The organism is Nocardia sp. NPDC050408, assembly GCF_044458905.1.
In the GTDB taxonomy this organism is placed as follows: Bacteria; Actinomycetota; Actinomycetes; order Mycobacteriales; family Mycobacteriaceae; genus Nocardia.
Window position 1 is genome coordinate 116828 of record NZ_JBITIL010000007.1, and the last position, 24205, is coordinate 141032.

Sequence of the window (24205 nt, forward strand, 5' to 3'; positions counted from 1 at the left end):
CCCCACCGGTTATCGAAGGCCGAATCTACTGTCCGCCGCGGACCTGCGCGAGCACCGATTCGACCACCGAATCGGCCGGGACCTCGTTGGATTCGCCGGTGAAGCGGTCGCGGATTTCGACCTTGCCCTCGACCCAGCCGCGTCCGACGACCACGACAAGCGGGACGCCGATCAGCTCGGAATCCTTGAACTTCACGCCGGGCGAGGCCTTGCGGTCGTCCAGGACGACATCGAGTCCGGCCGAATCCAGCAGCGCCGCAACCTGTTCGCCGCCCGTTCGCGAGGAGTCGTCCTTGTTCGCGATCACCACGTGCACGTCGAACGGTGCGACCTCGCGCGGCCAGCGCAGCCCCTTCTCGTCGTGCTGCTGTTCGGCGATCACCGCGACCATGCGGGAGACGCCGACGCCGTAGGAGCCCATAGTGAGCCGCACCGGCTTGCCATTCTCGCCGAGCACATCGACCTCGAACGCGTCGGTGTACTTATTGCCCAGCTGGAAGATGTGGCCGATCTCGATGCCGCGCGCGGACACCAGCACGCCGCGCCCGTCGGGTGACGGGTCGCCGTCACGCACCTCGGCGGCCTCGATGGTGCCGTCGGGGGTGAAATCGCGACCGGCGACCAGGCCGACGACGTGCTTGCCCGGCTCGTCGGCGCCCGTGATCCAGCTGGTTCCGGTGCCGATGCGCGGATCGACGAGGTAGCGAACACCGTTGGCCTGCAATGCCTTCGGGCCGATGTAGCCCTTGACCAGGAACGGGTTGGCGGCGAAATCGGCCTCGGTGAGCAGTTCCACCTCGGCGGGTTCGACCGCGGCGCCGAGGCGCTTGTCGTCGACCTCGCGGTCGCCCGGGATACCGATGCCGAGCAGTTCGGTCTTACCGTCCGGGTGACGCAGCTTGACCATGATGTTCTTCAGGGTGTCGGCCGCGGTGACGGGACCTGCGGAGATGCCCGCATTGTTTGCCCAGTCCACCAGCGTCGCGATGGTCGGGGTGTTCGGGGTGTCGTGTACGACGGCCGCGGGCAGACCGTCGATGGGTTGCGGTTCGGCAGCGGGCGTGACCACCGCTTCCACATTCGCGGCGTACCCGGACTCCCGGCACACCACGTAGGTGTCCTCGCCGACCGGGCTGTCGGCGAGGAATTCTTCCGACGCGCTGCCACCCATCGCACCAGAGGTGGCCGCGACGATGACGTACTTGACCGCGAGGCGGTCGAAAATGCGCTGGTAGGCCTCGCGATGAGCGTTGTAGCTTGCCTCGAGTCCGTCCTCGTCGAGGTCGAAGGAATAGGAGTCCTTCATGACGAATTCGCGCCCGCGCAGGATGCCCGCGCGAGGCCGCTCCTCATCGCGGTACTTGGTCTGAATCTGGTACAGCGTGACCGGCAGATCCTTGTACGAGCTGTATTCCCCCTTCACGGTGAGCGCGAACAGCTCCTCGTGTGTGGGCCCGAGCAGATAGTCCGCGCCCTTGCGGTCCTGCAGCCGGAACAGGCCGTCGCCGTATTCAGTCCACCGGTTGGTGGTCTCGTACGGCTCGCGTGGCAGCAGCGCGGGCAGCGAGATCTCCTGCGCGCCGATGGCGTTCATCTCTTCCCGCACGACCTGCTCGACCCGCCGGAGCACCCGCAGGCCCAGCGGCAGCCACGAGTACACACCAGGGGCGATGCGCCGCACATATCCGGCGCGGACGAGGAGTTTGTGACTGGGCACCTCGGCGTCGGCGGGATCGTCGCGCAGGGTACGCAGGAACAGGTGGGAGAGGCGGGTGATCACGGAACGACAGGGTAGTCGCTGGCCGCGCCATGTCTGCAACGCATTCGCCCATTCGGCGTGAGCGGATCTCTCCGAGACTACGCAGGCAACCGCCTCCGAGGCCGCACCACCCCACAACGACAACTCGCGCGCTCGGTCCATAGTGCGCGATTGCGCGCGGTGTTGATGGTTCGCTCGACGCGCTCGCTCATGACTCCACCTCGCTGCCGCTCGGCTCCGCCACGGCTGAGCGATGCTCGGCTGTGTTGACGGTTCACCAGCTGACGTTCACACACGCGGTACCGTATCCGCTCGTGCTGGTGCTGCTGCCTCCTTCCGAAACCAAGTCCGATGGCGGAACCGATGTGCCGCTGGAGCTGGAGTCGCTGGCGATGCCGCAGCTCACGGCGGTGCGCGACCGGCTCATCGACGAGGTCGTCAAGCTGGCCGCCGACCCGGACGCCTCGCGCGCGGTGCTCGGGCTCGGCAAGGGGGCTGATACCGAGATCGCGCGCAATGCGGCGCTACGCACGTCAGCCACCCGGCCTGCACTGGAGCGCTACACCGGCGTGCTCTACGACGCACTGGATGCCCGCTCCTTCACCAAGGTCCAACGCGCCAAGGCCTATGCCCGCCTCGGCATCGGCTCCGCACTGTTCGGCGCCGTCCGCGCTGATGACCTCATCCCCGCCTACCGGCTCTCCGGCGGTTCCAAACTTCCCGGTCTCCCGACGCTTTCGGCCATCTGGCGCGATATCCTGCCCGACGCCCTGGTCGCCGAGGCCGCCGGGGAACTCGTCATCGACCTGCGCTCTGGCACCTACCAGCAGCTCGGCCGCATTCCGGATGCCATCACCGCCAATGTCCTCACCGAACACCCCGACGGCTCCCGAACAGTGGTGAGCCACTTCAACAAACACCACAAGGGCCTACTCGCCCGCGCCCTCGTCCTCACCTGCGCCGACCCCACCGACATCCGCGCGGTAGCCCGCATCGCCACCAAATCCGGCCTGCGCGCCGAAATAGCCTCCCCCACCGAACTCCTCATCATCACCAGCTGATGTCGGCACATGACCAGTGCACCTCTCACATAGGTCGCATGCAACCTATGCGCGACGTCGACTGCGTATGCGACACCATCGGTAGCGGGCTCGGACCCGCGGCGGCGAGCAGTCGACGGGGTCCTGTCCTACGTACCGTCAGCGCTGTGCGGCGGCCAACGCGGTTCGGATCTTGTCAGCAGCCGCGGGGGCAGCGGGGTGCTCCCAGAACGGGAGATCCGCGGCGTAGGGGTCGCCATAGACGGGGGTGTTGGGCTGGGAGCGCCAGCTCTCGTTCAACGAGCCGACGTCGACTGTGTCGTAGCCGAGGGTGTCGAGTAGTTCGGCGGCGCCCTTTTTCGCATCGGCGTCATCGCCTGCGATGGGAAGGGCCGAGCGGTCGAGGGCACCGGAGGGGCGGGCGAGGGCTGCCAAGTGGGGATAGAAGATGTTGTTGAAGGCCTTGACGACCTTCGAGGTCGGCAGGTGGCGCTGCAGCAGTTCGCTGCTGGTGGTGGTGCCGTCCTCGAGTTCGGGAAAGATGCCATCGCGGTCCGGGTAGTAGTTGTTGGTGTCGATGACGACCTTGCCCGCCAGCGGCTCCACCGGGACCTGCCGGTAGTTTTTCAACGGCACCGTGACCACGACAATGTCACCGGCCGCGGCCGCCTCCGCGGCGGTGGCGGCACGCGCCCGTGGCCCGAGCTCGGCAACCAGCTCCGCCAGCGTCTGCGGCCCCCGCGAATTGCTGACCACGACATCGAGTCCGGCCGCGACGGCCAACCGTGCCAGCGTGCCGCCAATATTCCCGCTACCGATCAATCCAAGCGTTGTCATGCCCCCACCCAACCGAGTCGACGCCACAATTGTTCCCGCATGCGCTCGGTGCAACGGAAAGCGTCGCGAGCAGTAAGCGGAGTGGGCCACGATGCGCGCGGTAGCCGACCTGATCGGCGTCGAAACCCCGGAAATAGGCCGCAAGTCGGTGCGCCAAAGCCAGATCGAAACCGCTACCCATGCCAGGGTCAGCACCGACGAGTCGGCGGAGCTGCAGCGGGACAACGCAGAACTCGAGCGCGCCGAAAGCGTCCCGATGTTGCGTCCGGTCGGACACAGGCGTTCGACGAAGATGGGCGAAGTCAGTGCCCAGGGTGGCTCCGGCGACCGCTCCATTGCGCCGACACCAGGCTCCATGCCCTCCCGCGCGAAAACTCGGATGCGCGGAAAATAATCGGTCTGTAGTGTTCGGCGAGCGGCGGGGGAAATCCGAAATGTAGGGCCGCACAAGGAATGTGACGGCGTCGAGGGCGTCCGGGGAGGTAATTGATGACGAAGTTGAATCAGATCATCGCGGTGGAGAAGGGCGTCAAGAACGGCGCATTGCGCGAGTTGGCACACACCCAGGGTCAGCTGCAGAAGTCGGGGCTGCTGTCCGGTATCGCACGCACCTACCAGCCGAAAGACGAAGAGGGCGAACAGCTTCCGCCGGAGTCGACGCGGGTGCAGGTGAAGTCCGAGGAGGTTTTGCGCCAAACGGCCGCGACGCTGACCCGACTGTTCGATGTGACGGCGACCAAGGACTGGGCGAACTGCGAGGCCAAGGCCGACGTGCGCGTCGACGAGGAGACCCTGCTGGCCGCAGTACCGGTGTCGTACCTGCTGTTCCTGGAGAAGCAGCTGGCCGACCTGTACACCTTCGTCAAGCAGCTGCCGGTGCTCGACGCCGCGGAGGCCTGGGCGTTCGACGATTCGTCCGACACCTGGCGCACCGACGCCGTGCGCACCATCCGTACCAAGAAGGTGCCGCGCAACCACGTCAAGGCCGAGGCGACCGAGAAGCATCCGGCTCAGGTCGAGGTGTACTACGAGGACATCGCCATCGGCTACTGGACCACGGTGAAGTTCTCCGGTGCGCTGCCGGCCCGCCGGGTCAACGAGTTGGTCGAGCGCATCGAAAAGCTCCAGCAGGCAGTCAAATTCGCCCGCGAGGAGGCCAATGGGAGCCAGGTCACCGACCGCAAGACCGGTGATGTGATCTTCCGTTACCTCTTCCGCTGAACCGGTCGGGGGCGAACCGTCGCCCCGACCCACAGACGCCCTCGCCGCGTGCGAGGGAAGCGCAAGAGCGCAAACTCAAACTGAAGATAAGCCTGAAGACACGGTGACAGTGCGGGTTCGGATCCCGCTCCGGGCACACGCCCGGATAGCCCAATTGGTAGAGGCAGCCGGAATCTCAGACTCTCGCTCCAGATTGAGCATTCGCCGCCGAACACCCGATCACGAGGAAGGACACAATCGCGACGAGATACGGGTTCAAATCCCGTTCTTCCAGCCACAATGGAAGATGGTCTAATCGTATGACACGTCGTATCAGTTTGATCCGATCCCACCGACCCGGTGCGCGAATTCGGGTGGCACCAAGGAACCCGGGGGCAGGCTACGCCCTCGGGTTCCCTTGCGTTGGTACAGGCATGGTCAGAGCGCGTACATGTCGGCGAGCCCGAGCACGTGGTCGAGAATGTCCAAGCCTTGTTCGGCCTCGGTCTCGTCGATAATGCACGGCGGAACCACATGCAGCCGGTTGAAATTGACGAAAAGCAGCAGACCCGCCGCCTTGGCCGCGGCAACAGTTTCGTTCATGGCCGCGCTGGTGCCGCCGTATGGTGCGAGCGGTTCGCGAGTTCGCTTGTCCCGCACCAGTTCCAGCGCCCAGAAGACGCCGGTTCCGCGCACCTCACCGATGCTGGGATGACGTTCGGCGAGTTCGCGTAGGCCGGGGCCGAGGACGCGGGTACCGATATCGGCAGCGTTCTCCACGATTCGCTCGTCCCGCATCGCATTGATCGTCGCGACCGCGGCGGCCGTCGCCAGCGGATGACCTGAATAGGTCAGCCCGCCCGGGTACGGACGATCATCGAAGGTCGCGGCAATGGTTGGACTGATCGCGACGCCGCCGAGCGGCACGTAACCGGAATTCACCCCCTTGGCGAAGATCAGCAGATCAGGGATGACGCCATCGAAATGCTCTATGGCGAACCACTTTCCGGTGCGGCCGAACCCCGACATCACTTCATCGGCGATGAATACGATGCCGTATTTGTCACACAACGCCCGGACACCCGCCATATACCCGGGCGGCGGAACCATGATTCCCGCTGTGCCAGGAATGGATTCGAGCACGATGGCCGCGATCGTGTCCGGCCCTTCGAAAACAATGGTCTGTTCGAGATGCGCCAAAGCCCGCTCGGCTTCCTCGTTTTCGTTGCTCGCATGGAACTGCGAGCGGTACAGGAATGGACCGAAGAAGTGGACGATGCCGCTATTGCCGTGGTCGTTGGGCCAGCGCCGCGGATCGCCGGTGAGGTTGATCGCGGTCTCGGTGCCGCCGTGATAGGAGCGGTAGCGCGAAAGCACCTTGTACCGGCCGGTATGCAGGCGTGCCAGCCGAACCGCGTGTTCGACCGCATCGGCGCCGCCATTGGTGAAGAAGATCTTGTCGAGCTCGCCCGGGGTACGCTCGGCAATCAGCCGAGCGGCCTCGGAGCGGGCATCGTTGACGTGCTGCGGTGCGATGGTGCACAGCTTGGCGGCCTGCTCCCGCACCGCGGCAACGACTTTCGGATGCTGGTGACCGATATTGGTGTTGACCAGCTGCGAGGAGAAATCGAGCAGGCGATTGCCGTCGCCGTCCCATACGTAGCAGCCCCGGGCCGCAGTGATGGTCATGGGCGTGCGCTGCGCCTGCGCCGACCACGAGTGGAATACGTGGCGGCGATCGAGCTCATAGGCGCGGTCGGCGGCCTGCCGGACGAGTTCGGGTGCCGATCCATTCGCGAGGGTCATCGAATTCTCCTGCGAGCTAGTTGTTCTGGGGGAATCCAAGTTCGAGTCCGCCGTGGCTGGGATCGAGCCAACGCGTCGTTACGGCCTTACCCCGGGTGAAGAAGTGCACGCCCTCGATGCCGTGCGCATGCGAATCGCCGAACAGCGAATTCTTCCAGCCACCGAAGCTGTAGTAGGCCATCGGAACCGGGATCGGCACATTGATGCCGACCATGCCGACCTCCACCTCATTGTGGAAGCGCCGGGCCGCGCCGCCATCGTTGGTGAAGATGGCGGTCCCGTTGCCATAGGGATTGGCGTTGACGAGTTCCAGCGCGTCGTCATAGCTGTCGACGCGAACAACCGACAGCACTGGACCGAAGACTTCGTCCGTGTAGACGCTCATCTCGGTGCCCACATGATCGAGAACCGTCGGCCCGAGCCAGAATCCATCCGCTTCGCCATCGGGCTGAACGCCGCGACCGTCGAGAACGACACTGGCACCGGCGGTTTCGCCCGCATCGATATAGGCGGCGACTCGATCGCGGTGCTCGCGGGTCACCAGCGGACCCATATCGGTGTCGCGGGCACCGTCACCGGTCCTGATGGTCTTGGCCCGCTCGGTGATCTTGGCGACCAGTTCGTCACCGACCGCACCGACCGCCAGCACCACACTGATGGCCATGCACCGCTCCCCCGCGGACCCGAATCCGGCGTTCACCGCGGCGTCGGCGGCCAGATCCAGATCGGCATCGGGCAGCACCACCATGTGGTTCTTGGCGCCGCCGAGCGCCTGCACGCGCTTACCGCTGGCGGTGCCGCGCTGGTAGACGTACTTCGCGATGGGTGTGGAACCGACGAACGAGACGGCCTTGAGATGCGGATTGTCGAGCAGTTCGTCAACGGCGACCTTATCGCCCTGCAGCACATTGAAAACCCCTGCGGGCAAACCGGCTTCGTGCCACAGCTCGGCCAACCACAGCGATGCGGACGGATCCTTCTCACTCGGCTTGAGCACCACGGTATTTCCGGCCGCGATCGCGATCGGGAAGAACCACATCGGCACCATCGCCGGAAAGTTGAACGGCGATATCACCGCGACCGGGCCCAGCGGCTGGCGGATCGAGAAGATATCCACCTTCGTCGAGGCGTTCTCAGTGAATCCGCCCTTGATCAAATGTGGGATACCGCAGGCGAATTCGACCACCTCCAAACCGCGGTTCACCTCGCCGAGCGCATCGGAGTGCACCTTGCCGTGTTCGGCGGTGATGAGCTCGGCGAGTTCTTCCTTGCGCTCGTTGAGCAGTTCGCGGAATCGGAACACGATCTGCGTGCGCCGTGCGAGTGAGGTATCACGCCAGTCCGGGAAGGCCGCCTTGGCCGATGCGATCACCGCCCTGGCGTCCTCGACACCGGCCAGTGCCACCTGCCCGGTCACCACCCCGGTCGCCGGATTCGTCACCGGCGCGGTCGCGGAGCTCGTGCCCGCGAAGGGTTTGCCGTCGAGCCAGTGCGCGATTGTCTGCATATCTCCTCGATTCGATGCTGAGCGCCGCATGGTGTCGTGGTTCCGACTCTGCACCATCGATGCCCGTTTTCTGCCCGACGTTCTGTATGCGATTTCGCATTTCCTATTACGATTTGTCGGATGCTGCTCTCCGTTGCCGATGTGCTGGCCATGCCGGTCGTGCGTGCGGGCGAGCCGGAGGTCGTCGGTGCGGCCGCGCTGGATCGGCCGGTGCGGTGGGTGCACGTCAGCGATCTGCCGGATGTCGCCGAATTGCTGGTCGGTGGGGAGCTGATGTTGACCACCGGTTTGGCCATGACCGGCAGCGACGAGTCGACGGTCGCGTATCTGAATTCGCTGGCCGCCGCAGGGGTGGCCGGACTGGTCATCGAACTCGGTGCGGCGGTGCCGCACTTACCGCCGATCGTCGTGGCGACCGCCGACGCACTGGAGCTCCCGGTCATAGCGCTACATCGCGTCACACGCTTCGTGGAAATCACCGAGGCCGTGCACCGAGTGATCGTGGCCGATCAATACGCCGAACTCGAATTCGCGCGCACCGTGCACGAGACCTTCACCGAGCTCAGTGTGCGTCGCGCCGCGCTGGCCGAAATCGTCGAGACGGCTGCTGACATGCTCGATTCCTCGGTTGTACTGGAGGATCTGGCGCACCGGGTGCTAGCCCTGACCGCCCGGCACACCAGCACCTCGGCGATCCTGGAGAACTGGGAGACCACCTCCCGACTGCTGCCGGAGGGCTGGGATGTGGTGCAGGTCGGCCCGCATACCCAGCGCTGGGGTCGGCTGATCCTGCGTTCGAGCCGGGTCGCGACACCTCGCGCCCGCATGGTGCTCGAGCGTGCCGCACAGACACTGACGCTGCACCGGATGATCGATAAGGATCGCTTCGGCCTGCATCGTCAGGCGCAGACCGGACTCATCGACGATATGGTCAACGGCCGCGTCCTCGACGAACTCGATGCACAGGCCAGGGCCGCGGCGCTGGGGCTGCTGACCCGGCGTGTGCACTACGTTCCGCTCGCGATAGACGTTGCCGCCCTTGCCGAAGCCGATCAGGTCGCCAGGCAGCGCCGCAGCGCGGGGGTGCTCGACGCGGTCACCCACGGTCTCGGACTGTCGAAGGCCACCGCATTGACCGCGGCCGAGCACGGCGACCGGGTCGGCATGCTGCTCGCGATCCCACGCGGCGCCGATCTCGACGACACGCTCCGCACCGTTTGCTCGGCGATCATCGCCGAAGTGCGACGAGTGGATGGGGTACGCCGGGTGGTCATAGGCGTTGGCGCGGAGGCGGATTCGCTACTGGACACCGCGCGCGAATTGACGCATGCGGCGCACGTCGCCGAGGTCGCGTTATCGTTGGAGTCGACGTTTGATCGGCCGCGCTCCCGGGACGCTACGTCGTCACGCTCCGCTACCGCCTCCGCGTCCGTCGCTCGCGCGGCAGTGCCGCGACCGTTCTATCGCAGCGGCGATATCCGGTTGCGCGGGTTGCTCTCGCTGATCCGCAATGAACCCGGTGTGCAGAGCTTCGCCGAAACTGAGCTGAGTGCGTTGCTGCGCTACGACATTCGGCATGCCGCCGATCTGACGCGCACGTTGCGACAGTTCCTCGACGTCGCGGGCAATAAGACCGAACTCGCCAAGCGGCTCAATATCAGCCGACCGACCCTCTATGACCGGCTCGCTCGCATCGAGCGGATTCTCGATGTCGACCTCGAGGACGGTGAATCGCGCACCTCACTGCATACCGCACTGCTCATCCGAGATCTGACCGCCGACTCGAACTCCAGGACCGACAAGTGATTTCGATCGGATCGGGAATGTTCGAGAGTCGGCGAACGTTTCATCAATTCATGACAGCTGTGCTCTCCGAGGAATTGAAGAAGTACCTGGACGAGTCGAAGGTCTTCGCGACCGCCGCGACAATCGGACCGAACGGACAACCGCACTTGACCGTCATCTGGCTCGAGCGCGATGGCGACGATCTGCTGTTCTCCACGACGGTGGATCGGCAGCAGGGCAAGAACCTGGCCCGTGATCCGCGGATCACGGTGATGATCAATCCGCCGGATAATCCGTACGTGTACGCGGAGATCCGCGGCACCGCCACGATCACCCCCGATCCGGATAAGGCACTGCCGGACAAGCTGTCGCACCATTACACCGGGCTTCCGTACGCCGAATTCAACCCGGCCTCCGTCAACGACGGACCCCGCGTGATCGTCCGGGTGACCCCACGCAAGGTCACCGGTCGCCTGTGAGCTCGCCGCCGGGCGCGGTTCAGCCCTGCCCGGCCTCCTCGCGCGCATGCTGCGCTTGGCCGACCTCAGCCGCCGTATAGCGCAATGTCAGTGCCACCAGGCCGACCAGCAGTGCGCCGATGGCGGTGACGAAAAGCACCAGCGTGTAACCACTTCCGAGGGCATCCAGCTCCGCGGGCGTCATACCGGTTGGCTTACCCGTCCGACCGCCGTGCGACAGCGTGCGGGCGGCGGCAACCGGAGCGAGCAGACCGATCGCGAAGGGTGTGCCGAGGTTCATGAACATCTGGCCGACCGCCGTGAGCGGGCCGATATTCTTCGGCGCGACACCGACCAATACGCACAGTGGGACGACCACCACGGCAACACCGATACCGAAGCCGATCATGATGAACAGACCCACCAGGGTCGGCCAGTACCGCACCCCCCGTTCGAGCGTCGAGCCGAACAGCAATCCGACGACGAGAAGCGCCGCGGCACCGCTCAACAACCAGCGCGGGGCGACCGTCATCGCCAGCTGCGAAGCCGTGGCGGTGCCCATACCAGCGCCGATGGTGAATGGGATGAACGCGACCCCGGCGACCAACGGGCTGTATCCGACCACATTCTGAACGAACAGACCTGCGAAATATGTTGTCGCGGCCAATACTCCACTGGCCAGGAAGATGGCGCCGAAGGTGGCGACCCGATCACGCTTATCGAACAGCGACCAGGGCAGCAGCGGGTTGACCACCCACCGCTCGGCGAGCACGAAGACGATCAACAGCACCAGACCGACGGCAATCGACCCGATGATGACCGGACTGTCCCAGCCGAACTCGGGCCCTTCGGTCGCACCGAAGACCAGGGAGGCGCAGGCGAGGGTGCCGAGCACGGCACCGCGCACGTCCAGGGACAGTCGGTGGGGGGTGGTGTCGCGCAGCCGCAGCACCGCGCCCGACAGGATCAACCCACCGATCGGCACATTGATCAGGAAGATCCAGCGCCAGCTCACCTCGGTGAGCGCACCGCCGATCACCAGTCCGCCGACCGAGCCGACCGCTATCATCGAGCCGAAGATCGCGATCGCCTGATTGCGCACCCGACCGGGCGCGAAAGTGGTCGCTACCAGGGCAAGTGCGGTGGGGGCCGCGAGTGCCGCACCGGTGCCCTGGATGGCGCGGGCCGCGATCAGCATGCCATCGTTCTGCGCGAGCCCGCACAGCAGCGAGGCCAGCGTGAACAGCGCGACGCCCGCGATGAACATGCGTTTGCGGCCGAACGAGTCACCGATCCGGCCGCCGAGCAACATCAAACCCGCGAACGGCAGACCGTATGCGGTGACCATCCAGGCGCTACCGGAGCTCGATAGCGCTAGTTCTTCCTGTAGCCGGGGCAAGGCCAAAATCACCACGGTGCCGTCGAGCACGACCATCAGTTGCAGCCCGCTCAGCACCAGGATCGCCAGGCCGAAGGCCCGCCGCGTCACCGGATACGGCGTCGTAGCGGGATTGTCTGGCACAGTCAGCCACTGTAGTCAGAGCGACGGATGACAGGTAGCGGCCCCGTCCGCGGCACCACCGGCATGGAGCCGGTCCGCTGCGATTCCTCTTGCGCGTGCTGTGCCTCGGCCAGTTGTCGGGGCGTATAACGCAATGTCAGCGCGACGAAGCCCGCCAGCACCGCGACCAACGAGCAGACCGCGAGCACCAGCGTGTATCCGCTGCCGAGCGCGAAGATCTCGGCCTCGTTCATATCGGCCGCCTTACCTGTGCGCCCGCCCATCGACATGGTGCGCGATGCCGCGATGGGAGTGAGCAGCCCGATGAATACCGGCGTCGCCAGGTTCATGAACATCTGCCCCACAGCGGACAGCGGGCCGATATCGGACGGTGGCACCCCGACGAGCACGCACAGCGGCGCGAGCACCATTGCCACGCCGACACCGAAGCCGATCACTATCAACAGTGGCAGCAGGGTGGTCAGGTAATTCACGCCGCCGTCGAGCTGCGAACCGACCAGCAGTCCGGCGGCCAGCACGAATGCCGCGCCGCACACCAACCAGCGCGGTGCGACGTACAGCGCTGCCTTGGAGGCCACCGCACCGCCGATGCCGATGCCGATGGTGAACGGAATCGACGCGATACCCGCGACCAGTGGTCCATAGCCGAGCACATTCTGCAGGAACTGCGCGACGAAGAAGGTCATCGCACCGAGTACGCCACCGGCCAGGAAGATCAGCATGAAGGTGGTGACCCGATCGCGACTGTCGAACAGCGACCACGGCAGTAGCGGATCATCGACGGTGCGCTCCACGACCACGAAAACGATCAACAACACCGCGCCCGCCACCAACGCACCGATTACGGCCGGACTGCCCCACCCCAACTCGGGCCCCTCGGTCGCGCCGAACACGATCGACGCGCAGGCCATGGTGCCGAGCACCGCGCCCTTGATGTCGAGTGCGGATCGGTGGTGTTCGGTATCGGCGAGTTGGGACAGCGCACCGAGGATGATCAGCACGCCGATGGGCACATTGATCAGGAAGATCCAGCGCCAGGACAGCTGGGTCAGGGCACCGCCCACCACGAGACCGCCGACCGAGCCGATACCGACCATCGAGCCGACGATCGCAATGGCCTGATTGCGCGCCTTGCCCGGTGCAAAGGTGGTTGCCACCAGCGCGAATGCAGTCGGCGCCGCAATTGCCGCGCCCGCACCCTGCACGGCGCGGGCCGCGATCAACATGGCCTGGCTCTGCGCCAACCCGCACATCAGCGAGGCGATTGTGAACATCCCGACGCCGAGGATGAGCATGCGTTTACGACCGAACGCATCCCCGAGTCGCCCGCCGAGCAGCATCAGCCCCGCGAAGGTCAGACCGTAGGAGGTCACCGTCCACGCGCCGCCCGCGCTGGTCATGCCCATTTCCTCTTGCAGTCGAGGCAGCGCGAAGATGACCACGGTGCCGTCGAGCACAACCATCAGCTGCAGCCCACTCAGCACGAGAATGGCGAGCCCGAAGGCCCGCTGCGTCACCGGGTACTGCATCTTCGCAGGGGGATTATCGAGCACGGTGAGCCACTGTAATTGATCCGGAACCCAGGTCTCCGCTCCCGCGCGTGCGATTCACTCAGTCATAGCGAAAGTCACTGGTCGGTTGTGAAACCTTCCAGTTGCGGGAGCCGAGCGGTTGAGTCGTCGAATCTCGCACGCGGCGTTCGCGGCCGGATGCGGCAGCGGCGAAGCCGGAACGAACCGATTGAGCTCATCGAGCGGCATAGACGCGATGATTCGTCGATGCCAGGATGCGTTATCCGGCAGCGGACTTTGCCTGCGGTTCGGCGGCATCGGCGGAGAAGCCGGCCGTGGGCCCGATCACAACGATCGCGGGTGGGCGGATGGCTTCTTCGCGAACGCGAGCGGCAACAGTGCCGAGGTCGGCACGCAGGACGCGTTGGGTGCGCAGCGTGCCCTCCTGGATCACCGTCGCCGGTGTGTCGGCGGGTCGGCCACCCTCGATGAGGGCGGTGGCGAATTGTTCGATGCGCTCGACCGCCATCATGAGCACGATGGTGCCACGCAGGCGGGCCAGGGCGGGCCAGTCGACGAGGGAGTCCGGATGATCGGGTGCGACGTGGCCGCTGACCACCACGAATTCATGGGTGACGCCACGATGGGTCACCGGAATGCCCGCCGCGGCGGGCACGGAGATGGGGCTGGTGATGCCGGGGACCACGGTCACCGGAATGCCCGCCTCGACGCAGGCCTCGACCTCCTCATAGCCGCGCCCGAACACATATGGGTCACCGCCCTTGAGCCGCACCACGAACTTGCCCGCCTTGGCGCCCTCGATCAGCGCGGAATTGATCGCCTCCTGCGCCATCGCCCGCCCGTAGGGAATCTTGGCCGCGTCGATCACCTCGACGTCCGGACCGAGTTCGGCGAGCAGTTCCGGCGGTGCGAGCCGGTCGGCGACAACGAGATTCGCCCGGGCCAGCAGGCGGCGGCCGCGCACCGTGATCAGATCCGGATCGCCGGGACCGCCGCCGACCAGCGCGACACCCGGGGTGATCGGCGTCGAATCATCGTTCACCACACCTGATTGCAGCGCCTCGAGCAATGCATTACGCACGGCCGCGGACCGCCGATGCTGTCCACCGGCGAGCACGCCGAGCGTGAGGCCGTCGTGGCGAGCGGTCGCCGGAGTTACCGCCGTGCCGAGCCGGGCGACATCGGCGCGCACGCAGAAAATCCGTCGCTGGGTGGCTTCCTCCACAACCGCGGCATTGGTCTCGGGTTCATTGGTGCATGCGATCGCGTACCAGGCACCATCCAGATCGCCGTCGGCGTAGGCGCGCAAATTCAGCGTGAGTTGCCCGGACGTAGCCATTCCCTCCACCGCCGGGGTGACGTCGCGACTGATGACGTGCACGTCCGCTCCGGAGGCGATCAATAGTCCGAGCCTGCGCTGCGCGACCGTCCCGCCGCCGACTACGACGACGCGCCGCCCATTGAGATCGAGCCCGACCAGGTAGTTCGGATCACTCGCGGGACGGTCGGCCGGGTTGATTTCCGGCTGGTCATCGGTAGGTACTGACGTGTTCGGCACAGTGTTCGAGCCTACGTCCTGCGTGCACGCGCCCGGCAATCACCCGCCGCGGACGGCTTCCCTATACTTCGGCCCATGAATCGCTGGGGGTCGGGCGGGGTGGAGCCATGACACAGGCCGATCAACTACTCGAGGTGGCTTACGCCGAGGCACTACGTGGCCGGGCCGAAGGCGGGGTTCCGATCGGCGCGGCCCTGTTCGCGGTCGACGGCACCCTGCTCGGGCGTGGGCACAACCGCCGGGTGCAGTCCGGTGATCCCAGCATGCACGCCGAAACCGATGCGTTTCGCAATGCGGGTCGCCGCCGTGACTATGGCTCGACCATCATGGTGACCACGCTGGCACCGTGCTGGTACTGCAGCGGGCTGGTGCGCCAATTCGGGATCGGGGCGGTAATCATCGGGGAAGCGCAGACTTTTCATGGCGGGCAGGACTGGCTGGCCGAGCACGGCGTCGCGGTAACCGTGCTCGACGACCAGCGCTGCATCGACCTGATGACCGATTTCATCGCCGAGCAACCGCTGCTCTGGAACGAAGATATCGGGGTAGCCGGGGATTGATGTCGGACAAGGGATTTCAGCGGAAGTACGGATAGTCCTGCACCCAGTTGAACCCACGGCCGCGCAGCGGGAAGCTGTTCAGATCAACCTGCTGCAAGGTGATGGTCACCGGCCGACCGTTCAACTGCCCGTTGAGCCTCAGACGGTCGGGCGCGGGCTGTTCGAAGCTGAAGTCGGCGATCTGAGCGGGTTGCGCGTCCGGCCGCTGCGGCGGCGCGGACACCGAGATCTTGTGCGCGGCGGTATCGATAGCGGGAACGGCGGGCACAAGGGTGCCGTCCATCTTCTGATAGGTCATGCCCGGCACATCGAAAACTACACGCTGCCAACGAGTTTCATCGGTGGTCAGCGGCGGGACCGGCACGCCGTCCTGGGTGAATTCCGATACCGTCCAGATCCCGTACAGCGGCGGCTTCGGGCTGCCACCGCCACCCTCGCTCCAGTACTTCAGGCCGGTGTGCACGAAGCCCGATGCCATCCACACTCCCACTACGACTTGCAGTGCGATCGCGATCCGGCGAGTTCGGTTGCTGCGGAACGGATCCGGCTGCGTGGCGGGTTCGGATGGCCGATTAAGCACCAGTACATTCGCCAACCGCCGCGCCTGCGGTGCGAGCAGCACCATGCTCAGCAGCATGAGGTGGAAGGCCAGGATCTTGACCGGCACGTCGAAGGTCATATTGAGCACGAACACCTGCGCCAAGCTCACCAAGCTCAGCATGGCGCCGACGGTCGCGGTCCTAGGCAGCAACAGCAGCAGTCCGCCGAACACTTCGGCGCAGCCGAGCAGGATCTCGTAGCCGGGTGAACTCCCGACCTGATTCCACAGCACCGAGGCGGGACTGAACTCGCCGTAGGGTTGCAGCAGTTTGGCCAGTGTCGGCTCCGGCATCTGCGTCGGAATCGCCTTTGCGAACCCGTAGAGCAGCATCTGTCCGCTCAAGGACATCCGGATGAAGAGCAGGAACCAGGCCTGTAGCTGCCGATAGTTCGGCCTGCGCCGGTCCAGCCCGGTCCAGATGAGGGTCGCCACCGCGGCGGCGATCAGTACGCAGAAGACGAATGTCCAGATGAAGTATTGATCGCCGCTGCCCGAATCCTCGCGCAGCACGACATCGGTATCGAAGAACAGTCGTCCGGCCGGCTCGATGATCGGGCGCAAGGCGCGAAATTCCCAGAGCACCGCGTCATCCGGCAGCGATTGCGCGAGCAGCCCGGCGAAGGCGAACGGAATCTGGGTGAACAGCAGGCAGAACAGGACGAAATAGCCGAAGGAGAACCGAAAAACGATCCTGGTCACCGGATTCCATCGATCGGGCTGTTCGGGCGGTATGACGCTGCCTTCCCTATCGAGAACCTCTGTACCGATCGCGCTCACAACCGCGCCTCGCTGGCGCTCGGCTCCGTCGTGCGCGAAGGCACCCTGTGCCGATGGTTCACTCGCTGGCGCTCGCTCACGCAGATCCTTCCCTCTCACAACTCCACGTCAGCCGACGGTATCGACGCCGCGGCCCGGCCCGCTTCCAGGAAAACCCCGATTTCCACCCCGATCCATCGGCGTACGCGACTCCGCCGGAGGTATGACCCGCCACCTGGTGCAGGGGATTGTCAATACCGAATATCACCCAGTGAGGGTCGCTCGATTTCTTCGGATTTCTGCGGTAAGCACCGACTAGAACGCGTTACAGTTTCCGCAGGCACATGCGTCAGGAGGACAAAGAATGGCCGACGATCCCGATCCCACCGCGCGACGGCAGCTGACCGTCAGCGCGCGGGACCTCGACACCCTCGCCGAGGACCTGTCCCGGTGGCTGGACGGCAAAGTCCACGCGGATCACCCGCCCAGGATTTCTGCGCTGTCGCGGCCGCAGGGGGCGGGAATGTCGAGTCCGACGGTGCTGTTCGATGCGCAATGGAGTGTGGACGGGCGCGCCGACGGCGGTTCGTTCGTGGCCAGGATGACACCGGAGGCCGATTCCTTCCCGGTCTTCGAAAACTATGACCTGGAGCTGCAATACCAGATCATGGCAGGAGTCGCGGCCGCCTCCGCGGTGCCGGTCCCCGAACTGTGCTGGCTGGAACCCGACGAGAAGCCGCTCGGCACAAAGTTTTTCGTGATGCGCCGGGTCGAGGGCAGGGTGCCCTCGGACAATCCGCCGTATGTTTTCATCGGCTGGCTGTTCGACGCGAGTCCCGAGGAGCGGGCCGAGCTGACCGCGAAGACCGTCGAGGTCATCGCGAAAGTGCACGAAATACCGGATCCGGCAACGCGATTTCCGATGCTGGACGGTCCGGGCCAGGCGCTGCGCCGACATGTCGAATGGCACCGCAACTGGTACCGCTGGGCATTGGCCGATGACGGCTATTCGATTCCCCTGATCGAGCGGACCTTCGACTGGCTCGACGCGCACTGGCCCGCCGATCCCGGTCCGGACGTGCTGAGTTGGGGCGATTCGCGCCCGGGCAACATTCTGTACGAGGGCTTCACCCCGGTCGGGGTACTCGATTGGGAGATGGCCGGACTCGGCCCGCGCGAACTGGATATCGCCTGGGTGATCTTCATTCACCGCTTCTTCCAGGACCTTGCCACCCGCTTCGATCAGCCCGGACTGCCGGACTTCCTGCGGCGCGCGGATGTCGTCGCGAAATACGAAGAGGTCACCGGATATACGGTTCGCGATCTCGACTTCTACATCGTGTACGCCGCGCTGCGGCACGCGATCGTGATGGCCAGGGTCAAGCGCCGGATGATCCATTTCGGTGAGGACACCGACACCCCCGATCGCGACGACTACGTGATGCACCGAGCAAGCCTGGAGGCGCTGCTCGACGGAACCTACGAATGGGATTAGAGGAAATCATGGCTGTATCCGATGGTCGCTCCGCAGGCTCCGCTCCCTCGCCCCTTGACGAATACCCCATCCACCAGACGCACCTGTCCATGTCCCGAGTCGCCAGCAGCGACCGGAACTTCTACGACAGAAGCTATTTCAACGGACACGACCGCGACGGCGGCACCTTCTTCGTCACCGGCGGCGGGGTGTATCCGAACCTCGGAGTGATCGACGCGTACGCCTGCGTCCGGCGCGGCGATATCCAGCGCACGGTCCGCTTCTCCGACGCGCTCGGCGATCGCGGCGTCGACCTGCGAGTCGGCGGCTACCGCGTCGAGGTGCAGGATCCGCTGCAGCGGATCCGGGTGGTCTGCGAGCACAATGACCTCGGCTTCGACCTCACCTGGCACGGATCGTTTCCCGCCGTCGAGGAACAACCGCATCTGATCCTCAACGGCAACCGCCCGATTATCCAGGCGACCCGCTTCGCGCAGGTCGGCTCGTGGGAGGGGACGCTGCACGTCGACGGCACGGACCTCACCGTCGACCCGGCCGTCTGGATGGGCACCCGGGATCGCTCCTGGGGCATCCGCCCGGTCGGCGAACCCGAACCGCCGGGCCGGGCCGCCGCCGAACCGTCCGGCGGATTCTGGTGGATGTATGTGCCGCTGCGCTTCGACGATTTCGCCATCGTGCTGATCCTGCAGGAGGAACCCGACGGCAAGCGCACCCTCAACGACGCCGTCCGCATCTTCCCGGACGGTCGCACCGAACAGCTGGGCTGGCCCCGCTACCACATCGAATACCGTTCCGGGACAAGGCATCCCATCGGCGCACGGCTGGAACTGACCACCCCGGACGGTAAGCCGCTCGAGGTCGAGGTGCGGACCGTCACCAATATTCCCCTACACGTAGGCTGCGGGTACGGCGGGGATCCGGACTGGCTGCACGGTCGATGGATGGGTCGCGACTGGTCGTCGAGCAGCAGCTACGACCTCACCGATCCGGCGATCGCGGGGCGAATCCCGTTCGGGGTCATCGACCACGTGGCGCATGCGCGCTGCGGGGATTCCGAGGGGTGGGGCCTGTTCGAACACGGGAGTCTCGGACGGCACGATCCGACCGGGTTCGCCGACTGGGGTTCGGTCGCACAGTAAGGTTTTCGGTGGGCGCGTGCTCGTGCGCGCCCACCCGAGTCAGCTCACCGGCCGCGCCAACTCGGGACGTTTCCGGTAGTCCGTCAGCCCGATCACATTTCCCCACGGGTCGGAAACCTCTACGCTCCAACCGGTTCCGACCTCGAACGGCGCGCTGATTACCTGCACGCCGCGCCCTTCGAGCTCGGCCGTCGCGACCAACGCATCGGGCACCTCCAACCACAGCCGCATTCCGGACAACCCCGCCTCCCCCGCCCGTGGATCCACCCGAGCCATCACACCGGCCACCTCCCCGCCGACATCGAATACCGCAATCCCCTGCTCCGGCAGCGTGAACTTCACCGCCAATCCCAGCACGCCCCCGTAGAACGACACCGCGGCATCCAGGTCACCGACCGAAACCAGCACATTGTCGATACCACAGATATCCATCACCCCACTAAACCACGCCGGTCCACGGGATCGGTGACGAATCGATGGGCTTCCCGCAGCTGAGAACTGTCGTACCAGCGGGCTGACCCGATGTCTGGCACCATGCCCCTCCACCGGCGAAACATCTTGCTGAACATGATGATTCGGCGGAAGTTTTGTCTGGTCGTGTATGCGACCGATCGTCCATACCCGTGCCAACGGGTCGGCACCGCCCGAGGGGTCATCATGACAAGTCTTCCCGCATTCCCCGCCGCCGACGAAAGCCCGCTCGACACCTGCATCCGGCTACAGCAGACCGCTCCGGTGGTCGAAGTGGAATTCCCGGGCGGTGTGCCCGCCTATTTGGCCTTGACGCACGATGCCGTTGCGGAGATCCTCGCCGGAGATAACAAGACCTTCGCCAGGGACCCGAAGCATTGGCCCGCGCTATACGACGGATCGATCCCGGAGGACTGGCCGCTGCGGGCCATCGTCCAGGGCGACCACCTGGCCACGAAGGATGGGGAGGATCACCGCCGGTTGCGTGGTCTGGTCGGAAAGGGGTTCACACCTCGGCTGGTACAGGCAATGGAGCCGCGGATCCAAGAGATCATCGATGGACTGCTGGACGAGGTGATCGCGGCAGGTGATGGAGTGGACCTCGTGCCCATGTTCACCGACGCACTGCCGATGGCGGTCATCGCCGAATTGTTCGGTGTGCCCGAAGGGGACCGACCACGGCTGCGGAAATGGACCTCTACTCTGTTGGCCCACACCACCCCACCAGAGGTGGCATTCGCGACCCAGAACGAACTCGGGGCGTTCCTGCACGAACTGGTGCAGAGCAAACAGCGGGAACCCGGTGACGATCTGACCTCGGATCTGGTGCAGGCGCGCGATGCGGGCGATCGGCTCACCACCGACGAATTGGTCGGCGTGCTCTGGCTGATGCTGATCGCCGGTCACGAGACCACGGTGCATCTGCTCGGCCACGCCGTCGTCGCACTGCATCGGAATCCCGATCAGCTCGCAGTGGCCAAGGCCGAAGACCGCTGGGCGGACGTGGTCGAGGAGACGTTGCGGTTCCGCCACTCGGTCATGATGACCAGCTACCGGTTCACGCTGACCGATGTGACGATCGCAGGTGTGACCATTCCCAAGGGGAGTGCGGTCGGTGTGGTCTATCAGGCGACCGGAATCGATCCGGAGAAGTACGGCGAGACCGCGAACCAATTCGACCTGACCCGCCAGCAGACCGGACATCTCGGCTTCGGACACGGACCGCGCTACTGCATAGGCGCACCACTCGCGCGATTGGAGAGCCGACTTGCCCTCGCCTCGCTCTACGGGCGACTGCCTGACCTGCGGCTAGCCATCGACCCGGATGAGATTCCCTACTCGCCGTCGTTCTTCACCATCGGCCCGTTGTCCCTGCCGATCGAACTGGGAAAGGTGTCCTGACTCTCGTTACGTCAGTGGTGATTCAGCGGCGAGAGCGGCCGCGATCACTATTCCGTCGACGGTCCGCTTGGGAATTACGAGCGGACCGTTGGCGGCCAGTAGCGCGGCTGCCTCGGCGACGCTGACGGTGCCGAGGGCGTCCTGGGTGCGTGACGAGGGATTCGGCACGTCGACCTGCGCGAGTTCGGCCGCCGTAAAGGTACGGATCGAGACGCCCAAGCGGTCGGCGGCGGCACAAAGTTCCTCGGCGCGCCGATCGATGGTCGCGAGACAGGCAACAGGCTTGTCGCCCACTACTTCTCGCAGCGCATCGAGAATTCGTTCGCTCGATGTGCCCGGTCGGAACCCGAGGCCGACGGCGAAGATTGGTGACGCCGAGGTGTCAGATGGCGGCACAGGTGCGGGCGTAGTCGGCGACTGCCGCGACGAAACGGCTTGTGGCTCTGGGGTTTCCGGCGGGATGTGTGTGCAGGTAGGAGGCGTGGACGTGGTGGACGAGAGCGCCCTCGCGAATGCGGTCGCCTGCGGTGCGCCAGCCCCAGGCGGGGGTATCGGTGCCGGTGGCGACCAGGCGAGTGCGGTGGAATTCGTGGCCGCGCACCCGTTCTCCCGCGCGCCATAGGGCGGAATCGGCCAGTGCAACGGCATCTCGATAGCCGAGGGTCAGGCGGGGACCGAATTCAGCTGTCGCATCGACTACACCGGCCATCGGATGACCATCCAGCGAGCGGCTGAGATACAGCAGTCCGGCACATTCGGCATGCACCGGAAGGCCCTGCCCGGCCTGCTCGGCCACCTGCGCCAACAGCCGATCATTGGCCGCCAATGCTGCCGCATGCTCCTCTGGAAACCCGCCGGGCAATACCAAACCGGCTGTCCCAGTGGGAAGTTCGTCCCGCATCGGGTCGAAAACCACAACTCGCGCGCCTGCGGCCTCCAACAGCTCCCGATGCTCCGCATACCCGAACGTGAACGCAGGCCCGCCGGCCATCGCGATCACGGGACCGAGCCCCCCAGCCACACCCGAGCCACCCGCGGCCGTCGAGCGCTCTGCGACCAGACCCGTCACACGCACTCCGTCGCCGATGCCCGCAGGAGCGCCAGTCGCGCGATTCGAACCAACCTCCTCGAGCTCGGCGAGGTTCCCCGCGAATGCAGCCGTGCGACTGGCACCTGCGGGACCTGAAGCATTCGAACGACTCGCGCCCCCCGCAAACGCACTGGTCACGTCGGCGGACACCGCTTCATCCACGCTATTCGCGACCACCGAGACTTGGGTTTCCCGGATCACGGTTACCGGATCCCAGGCGGCGGCGGTGATGGTCGAGCGGGCGAGGCGGGCGATGGTGGGGAGGTCGACGTGGGCGGCCACGAGGTCGGTCATTGCTTCGACGGCAGTGGTGGCAGCAGCGCCATGTTCGACGGCGGGGATGAGGCCGAGGTGGCGGGAGGGGACCTCTAGTTCGGCCATGCGCGGTAGTGATCCGAGGACCGGGAGGCCGACTCGGTCGCAGGCCGCGCGCAGCACTTGGTCGTGGCGTTCGCTGCCGACGCGGTTGAGAATGACGCCGCCCAAACGGATCGCGGTATCGAAGGTTGCGAAGCCATGCAGGAGGGCGGCGAGGCTTTGACTGTGGCCACGCGCGTCGACCACCAAAATTACTGGGGCACCGAGCAATCCAGCTACCTGCGCAGTGGATCCCTCGGCGATCGGTGCGGCGTGGTTCTCATCGATGCGGCCATCGAACAGGCCCATGACGCCCTCGACCACCGCCAGATCACAACCCTGGGCACCGTGGCGGTACAGGGGGACAACACGTTCCGCGCCGACCAGCACTGGATCGAGATTGCGACCGGGCCGCCCCGCCGCCAAGCCGTGATATCCCGGATCGATATAGTCCGGGCCCACCTTGAACGGCGCCACCCGATGCCCGGCCCGCCGCAGCGCCCCGATCAGACCGGTCGCCAACGTCGTCTTCCCACTCCCCGAAGCGGGCGCGGCAATCACCACCGCCGGGACCCCACTCACAGCCGCACCACTCCACGGGTTCCCCGAGGGGCACCCCCAAGGAGGGCAGGTCCCGACAACGGGTGCGGATCGTATGACGCGCCGCGCGGTGAGGTCACCATTCGATGCCTCGCTGGCCCTTGCGGCCCGCGTCCATGGGGTGTTTGACCTTGGTCATTTCGGTGACCAGGTCGGCGGCGTCCAAGAGGGCTCCAGGGGCATCGCGACCCGTGATAACCACGTGTTGGTTGCCGGGCCGGTTGCGAAGAGTTTCGACGACCTCGTCGACATCGACCCAACCCCATTTGAGGGGGTAGGTGAATTCGTCCAGGACGTAGAAGCGGTGCTGTTCGGCCTGAAGCCTGCGCGCGATCTCCCGCCAACCGGCCAGTGCCGCAGCAGCGTGGTCCTCATCGTTGCCCTGTTTACGGGTCCACGACCAACCCTCCCCCATCTTGTGCCATTCGACCGGCCCACCGACACCGGTCTCCTCGTGCAGACGGCCGAGCGTGCGAAAAGCGGCCTCCTCCCCCACCTTCCACTTGGCACTCTTGACGAACTGGAATACCGCGATATCGAAGCCCTGATTCCACGCGCGCAACGCCATCCCGAAAGCCGCCGTCGACTTCCCCTTACCCGGCCCGGTATGCACCGCGAGCACTGGCAGATTCCGCCGCTGCCGCGTAGTCAGCCCATCATCCGGAACCGTCTCCGGCACACCCTTAGGCATCCAAACTCCTCGGTAGCCAATTGATCAGAACTTGCACACC

General features: G+C 65.5%; 21 protein-coding genes and 1 tRNA gene. 10 read left to right on the forward strand and 12 right to left on the reverse strand.

Features of this window, described 5'->3' with window-relative positions; all coding sequences use genetic code 11:
- Nucleotides 1-25: 25 nt before the first annotated feature.
- Complete coding sequence (locus ACIBJI_RS22520) at nt 26-1780, reverse strand: proline--tRNA ligase (RefSeq protein WP_397085559.1); 1755 nt, start codon at nt 1778-1780, stop codon at nt 26-28.
- A gap of 293 nt (nt 1781-2073) precedes the next feature.
- Between ACIBJI_RS22520 and yaaA the strand changes: the two genes are divergently transcribed.
- Nucleotides 2074-2820 carry a peroxide stress protein YaaA gene (gene yaaA, locus ACIBJI_RS22525; protein ID WP_397085665.1) on the forward strand — a complete coding sequence of 249 codons (747 nt, stop codon included), beginning with the start codon at nt 2074-2076 and terminating at the stop codon, nt 2818-2820.
- Between the two features lie 138 nt (nt 2821-2958).
- Here yaaA and ACIBJI_RS22530 read toward each other — a convergent pair whose 3' ends face one another.
- Nucleotides 2959-3636, reverse strand: a complete 678-nt coding sequence (locus ACIBJI_RS22530) for an NADPH-dependent F420 reductase (protein WP_364341558.1) — start codon at nt 3634-3636, stop codon at nt 2959-2961.
- Nucleotides 3637-3727: 91 nt separating this feature from the next.
- On the opposite strand from ACIBJI_RS22530, the gene ACIBJI_RS22535 reads away from it, so the two are divergent.
- The 3 genes from ACIBJI_RS22535 (at nt 3728) to ACIBJI_RS22545 (ending at nt 5134) form a co-directional block, all read left to right on the forward strand.
- Nucleotides 3728-4030 (forward strand): hypothetical protein, encoded by a 303-nt coding sequence (locus ACIBJI_RS22535; RefSeq protein WP_364341560.1) that lies wholly within the window; start codon nt 3728-3730, stop codon nt 4028-4030.
- Nucleotides 4031-4125: 95 nt separating this feature from the next.
- Entirely contained in the window at nt 4126-4857 is a 732-nt protein-coding gene (locus tag ACIBJI_RS22540) for a hypothetical protein (protein WP_396956064.1), read from the forward strand.
- A gap of 142 nt (nt 4858-4999) precedes the next feature.
- A tRNA-OTHER gene (locus ACIBJI_RS22545) sits at nt 5000-5134 on the forward strand.
- 140 nt (nt 5135-5274) lie between these two features.
- Here ACIBJI_RS22545 and ACIBJI_RS22550 read toward each other — a convergent pair.
- Nucleotides 5275-6642 carry an aspartate aminotransferase family protein gene (locus tag ACIBJI_RS22550; RefSeq protein WP_397085561.1) on the reverse strand — a complete coding sequence of 456 codons (1368 nt, stop codon included), beginning with the start codon at nt 6640-6642 and terminating at the stop codon, nt 5275-5277.
- A 16-nt stretch (nt 6643-6658) separates the two neighbouring features.
- A complete protein-coding gene (locus ACIBJI_RS22555; protein WP_364341566.1) occupies nt 6659-8149 on the reverse strand; it encodes a CoA-acylating methylmalonate-semialdehyde dehydrogenase in 1491 nt (496 codons plus the stop codon).
- A gap of 120 nt (nt 8150-8269) precedes the next feature.
- Here ACIBJI_RS22555 and ACIBJI_RS22560 point away from each other — a divergent pair, with 120 nt between their 5' ends.
- A complete protein-coding gene (locus ACIBJI_RS22560) occupies nt 8270-9955 on the forward strand; it encodes a PucR family transcriptional regulator (protein WP_364341568.1) in 1686 nt (561 codons plus the stop codon).
- A gap of 50 nt (nt 9956-10005) precedes the next feature.
- The gene (locus ACIBJI_RS22565; RefSeq protein ID WP_364341570.1) at nt 10006-10413 is read left to right on the forward strand and encodes a PPOX class F420-dependent oxidoreductase; all 408 of its coding nucleotides are present in this window, start codon (nt 10006-10008) and stop codon (nt 10411-10413) included.
- 19 nt (nt 10414-10432) lie between these two features.
- Here ACIBJI_RS22565 and ACIBJI_RS22570 read toward each other — a convergent pair whose 3' ends face one another.
- The 3 genes from ACIBJI_RS22570 to cobA form a co-directional block, all read right to left on the reverse strand.
- Nucleotides 10433-11914, reverse strand: coding sequence for an MFS transporter (locus tag ACIBJI_RS22570; RefSeq protein ID WP_364341572.1), 1482 nt, complete (start codon nt 11912-11914; stop codon nt 10433-10435).
- Nucleotides 11915-11916: 2 nt separating this feature from the next.
- On the reverse strand, nt 11917-13443 hold the full coding sequence (locus tag ACIBJI_RS22575; protein ID WP_364342022.1) for an MFS transporter: 1527 nt from the start codon (nt 13441-13443) through the stop codon (nt 11917-11919).
- Nucleotides 13444-13705: 262 nt separating this feature from the next.
- Nucleotides 13706-14965 carry a uroporphyrinogen-III C-methyltransferase gene (cobA, locus tag ACIBJI_RS22580; protein WP_364342024.1) on the reverse strand — a complete coding sequence of 420 codons (1260 nt, stop codon included), beginning with the start codon at nt 14963-14965 and terminating at the stop codon, nt 13706-13708.
- Nucleotides 14966-15111: 146 nt separating this feature from the next.
- On the opposite strand from cobA, the gene ACIBJI_RS22585 reads away from it, so the two are divergent.
- Nucleotides 15112-15564 (forward strand): nucleoside deaminase, encoded by a 453-nt coding sequence (locus ACIBJI_RS22585; protein WP_364341574.1) that lies wholly within the window; start codon nt 15112-15114, stop codon nt 15562-15564.
- Between the two features lie 16 nt (nt 15565-15580).
- On the opposite strand, the gene ACIBJI_RS22590 is transcribed toward ACIBJI_RS22585, so the two are convergent.
- Nucleotides 15581-16864, reverse strand: coding sequence for a DoxX family protein (locus tag ACIBJI_RS22590; RefSeq protein ID WP_364341576.1), 1284 nt, complete (start codon nt 16862-16864; stop codon nt 15581-15583).
- Nucleotides 16865-17285: 421 nt separating this feature from the next.
- On the opposite strand from ACIBJI_RS22590, the gene ACIBJI_RS22595 reads away from it, so the two are divergent.
- A complete protein-coding gene (locus ACIBJI_RS22595) occupies nt 17286-18416 on the forward strand; it encodes a phosphotransferase family protein (RefSeq protein ID WP_364341578.1) in 1131 nt (376 codons plus the stop codon).
- An 8-nt stretch (nt 18417-18424) separates the two neighbouring features.
- Complete coding sequence (locus tag ACIBJI_RS22600) at nt 18425-19555, forward strand: hypothetical protein (protein ID WP_364341580.1); 1131 nt, start codon at nt 18425-18427, stop codon at nt 19553-19555.
- 39 nt (nt 19556-19594) lie between these two features.
- On the opposite strand, the gene ACIBJI_RS22605 is transcribed toward ACIBJI_RS22600, so the two are convergent.
- Entirely contained in the window at nt 19595-19987 is a 393-nt protein-coding gene (locus tag ACIBJI_RS22605; RefSeq protein ID WP_364341582.1) for a VOC family protein, read from the reverse strand.
- Between the two features lie 225 nt (nt 19988-20212).
- Between ACIBJI_RS22605 and ACIBJI_RS22610 the strand changes: the two genes are divergently transcribed.
- On the forward strand, nt 20213-21427 hold the full coding sequence (locus ACIBJI_RS22610; RefSeq protein ID WP_397085566.1) for a cytochrome P450: 1215 nt from the start codon (nt 20213-20215) through the stop codon (nt 21425-21427).
- A 6-nt stretch (nt 21428-21433) separates the two neighbouring features.
- Here ACIBJI_RS22610 and ACIBJI_RS22615 read toward each other — a convergent pair whose 3' ends face one another.
- The 3 genes from ACIBJI_RS22615 to cobO form a co-directional block, all read right to left on the reverse strand.
- Nucleotides 21434-21823 (reverse strand): cobalamin biosynthesis protein, encoded by a 390-nt coding sequence (locus ACIBJI_RS22615; protein ID WP_364341586.1) that lies wholly within the window; start codon nt 21821-21823, stop codon nt 21434-21436.
- Nucleotides 21810-23456, reverse strand: coding sequence for a cobyrinate a,c-diamide synthase (locus ACIBJI_RS22620; protein WP_364341588.1), 1647 nt, complete (start codon nt 23454-23456; stop codon nt 21810-21812). Before ACIBJI_RS22620 ends, ACIBJI_RS22615 begins: the two co-directional genes overlap by 14 nt.
- Nucleotides 23457-23550: 94 nt before the next feature.
- Nucleotides 23551-24165, reverse strand: a complete 615-nt coding sequence (gene cobO / locus ACIBJI_RS22625; protein ID WP_364341590.1) for a cob(I)yrinic acid a,c-diamide adenosyltransferase — start codon at nt 24163-24165, stop codon at nt 23551-23553.
- Nucleotides 24166-24205: the final 40 nt, after the last annotated feature.

Bases quoted from the DNA above. Each gene is read 5' to 3' on its own strand.
- ACIBJI_RS22540 (WP_396956064.1), top strand. From the start codon at position 4,126: ATGACGAAGTTGAATCAGATCATCGCGGTGGAGAAGGGCGTCAAGAAC.
- ACIBJI_RS22565 (WP_364341570.1), top strand. From the start codon at position 10,006: ATGACAGCTGTGCTCTCCGAGGAATTGAAGAAGTACCTGGACGAGTCG.
- ACIBJI_RS22560 (WP_364341568.1), top strand. From the start codon at position 8,270: ATGCTGCTCTCCGTTGCCGATGTGCTGGCCATGCCGGTCGTGCGTGCG.
- ACIBJI_RS22555 (WP_364341566.1), bottom strand. From the start codon at position 8,149: ATGCAGACAATCGCGCACTGGCTCGACGGCAAACCCTTCGCGGGCACG.
- ACIBJI_RS22605 (WP_364341582.1), bottom strand. From the start codon at position 19,987: ATGGATATCTGTGGTATCGACAATGTGCTGGTTTCGGTCGGTGACCTG.
- ACIBJI_RS22610 (WP_397085566.1), top strand. From the start codon at position 20,213: ATGACAAGTCTTCCCGCATTCCCCGCCGCCGACGAAAGCCCGCTCGAC.
- ACIBJI_RS22550 (WP_397085561.1), bottom strand. From the start codon at position 6,642: ATGACCCTCGCGAATGGATCGGCACCCGAACTCGTCCGGCAGGCCGCC.
- cobO (WP_364341590.1), bottom strand. From the start codon at position 24,165: ATGCCTAAGGGTGTGCCGGAGACGGTTCCGGATGATGGGCTGACTACG.
- ACIBJI_RS22575 (WP_364342022.1), bottom strand. From the start codon at position 13,443: ATGCAGTACCCGGTGACGCAGCGGGCCTTCGGGCTCGCCATTCTCGTG.
- ACIBJI_RS22585 (WP_364341574.1), top strand. From the start codon at position 15,112: ATGACACAGGCCGATCAACTACTCGAGGTGGCTTACGCCGAGGCACTA.
- ACIBJI_RS22595 (WP_364341578.1), top strand. From the start codon at position 17,286: ATGGCCGACGATCCCGATCCCACCGCGCGACGGCAGCTGACCGTCAGC.
- ACIBJI_RS22535 (WP_364341560.1), top strand. From the start codon at position 3,728: ATGCGCGCGGTAGCCGACCTGATCGGCGTCGAAACCCCGGAAATAGGC.
- ACIBJI_RS22530 (WP_364341558.1), bottom strand. From the start codon at position 3,636: ATGACAACGCTTGGATTGATCGGTAGCGGGAATATTGGCGGCACGCTG.
- ACIBJI_RS22600 (WP_364341580.1), top strand. From the start codon at position 18,425: ATGGCTGTATCCGATGGTCGCTCCGCAGGCTCCGCTCCCTCGCCCCTT.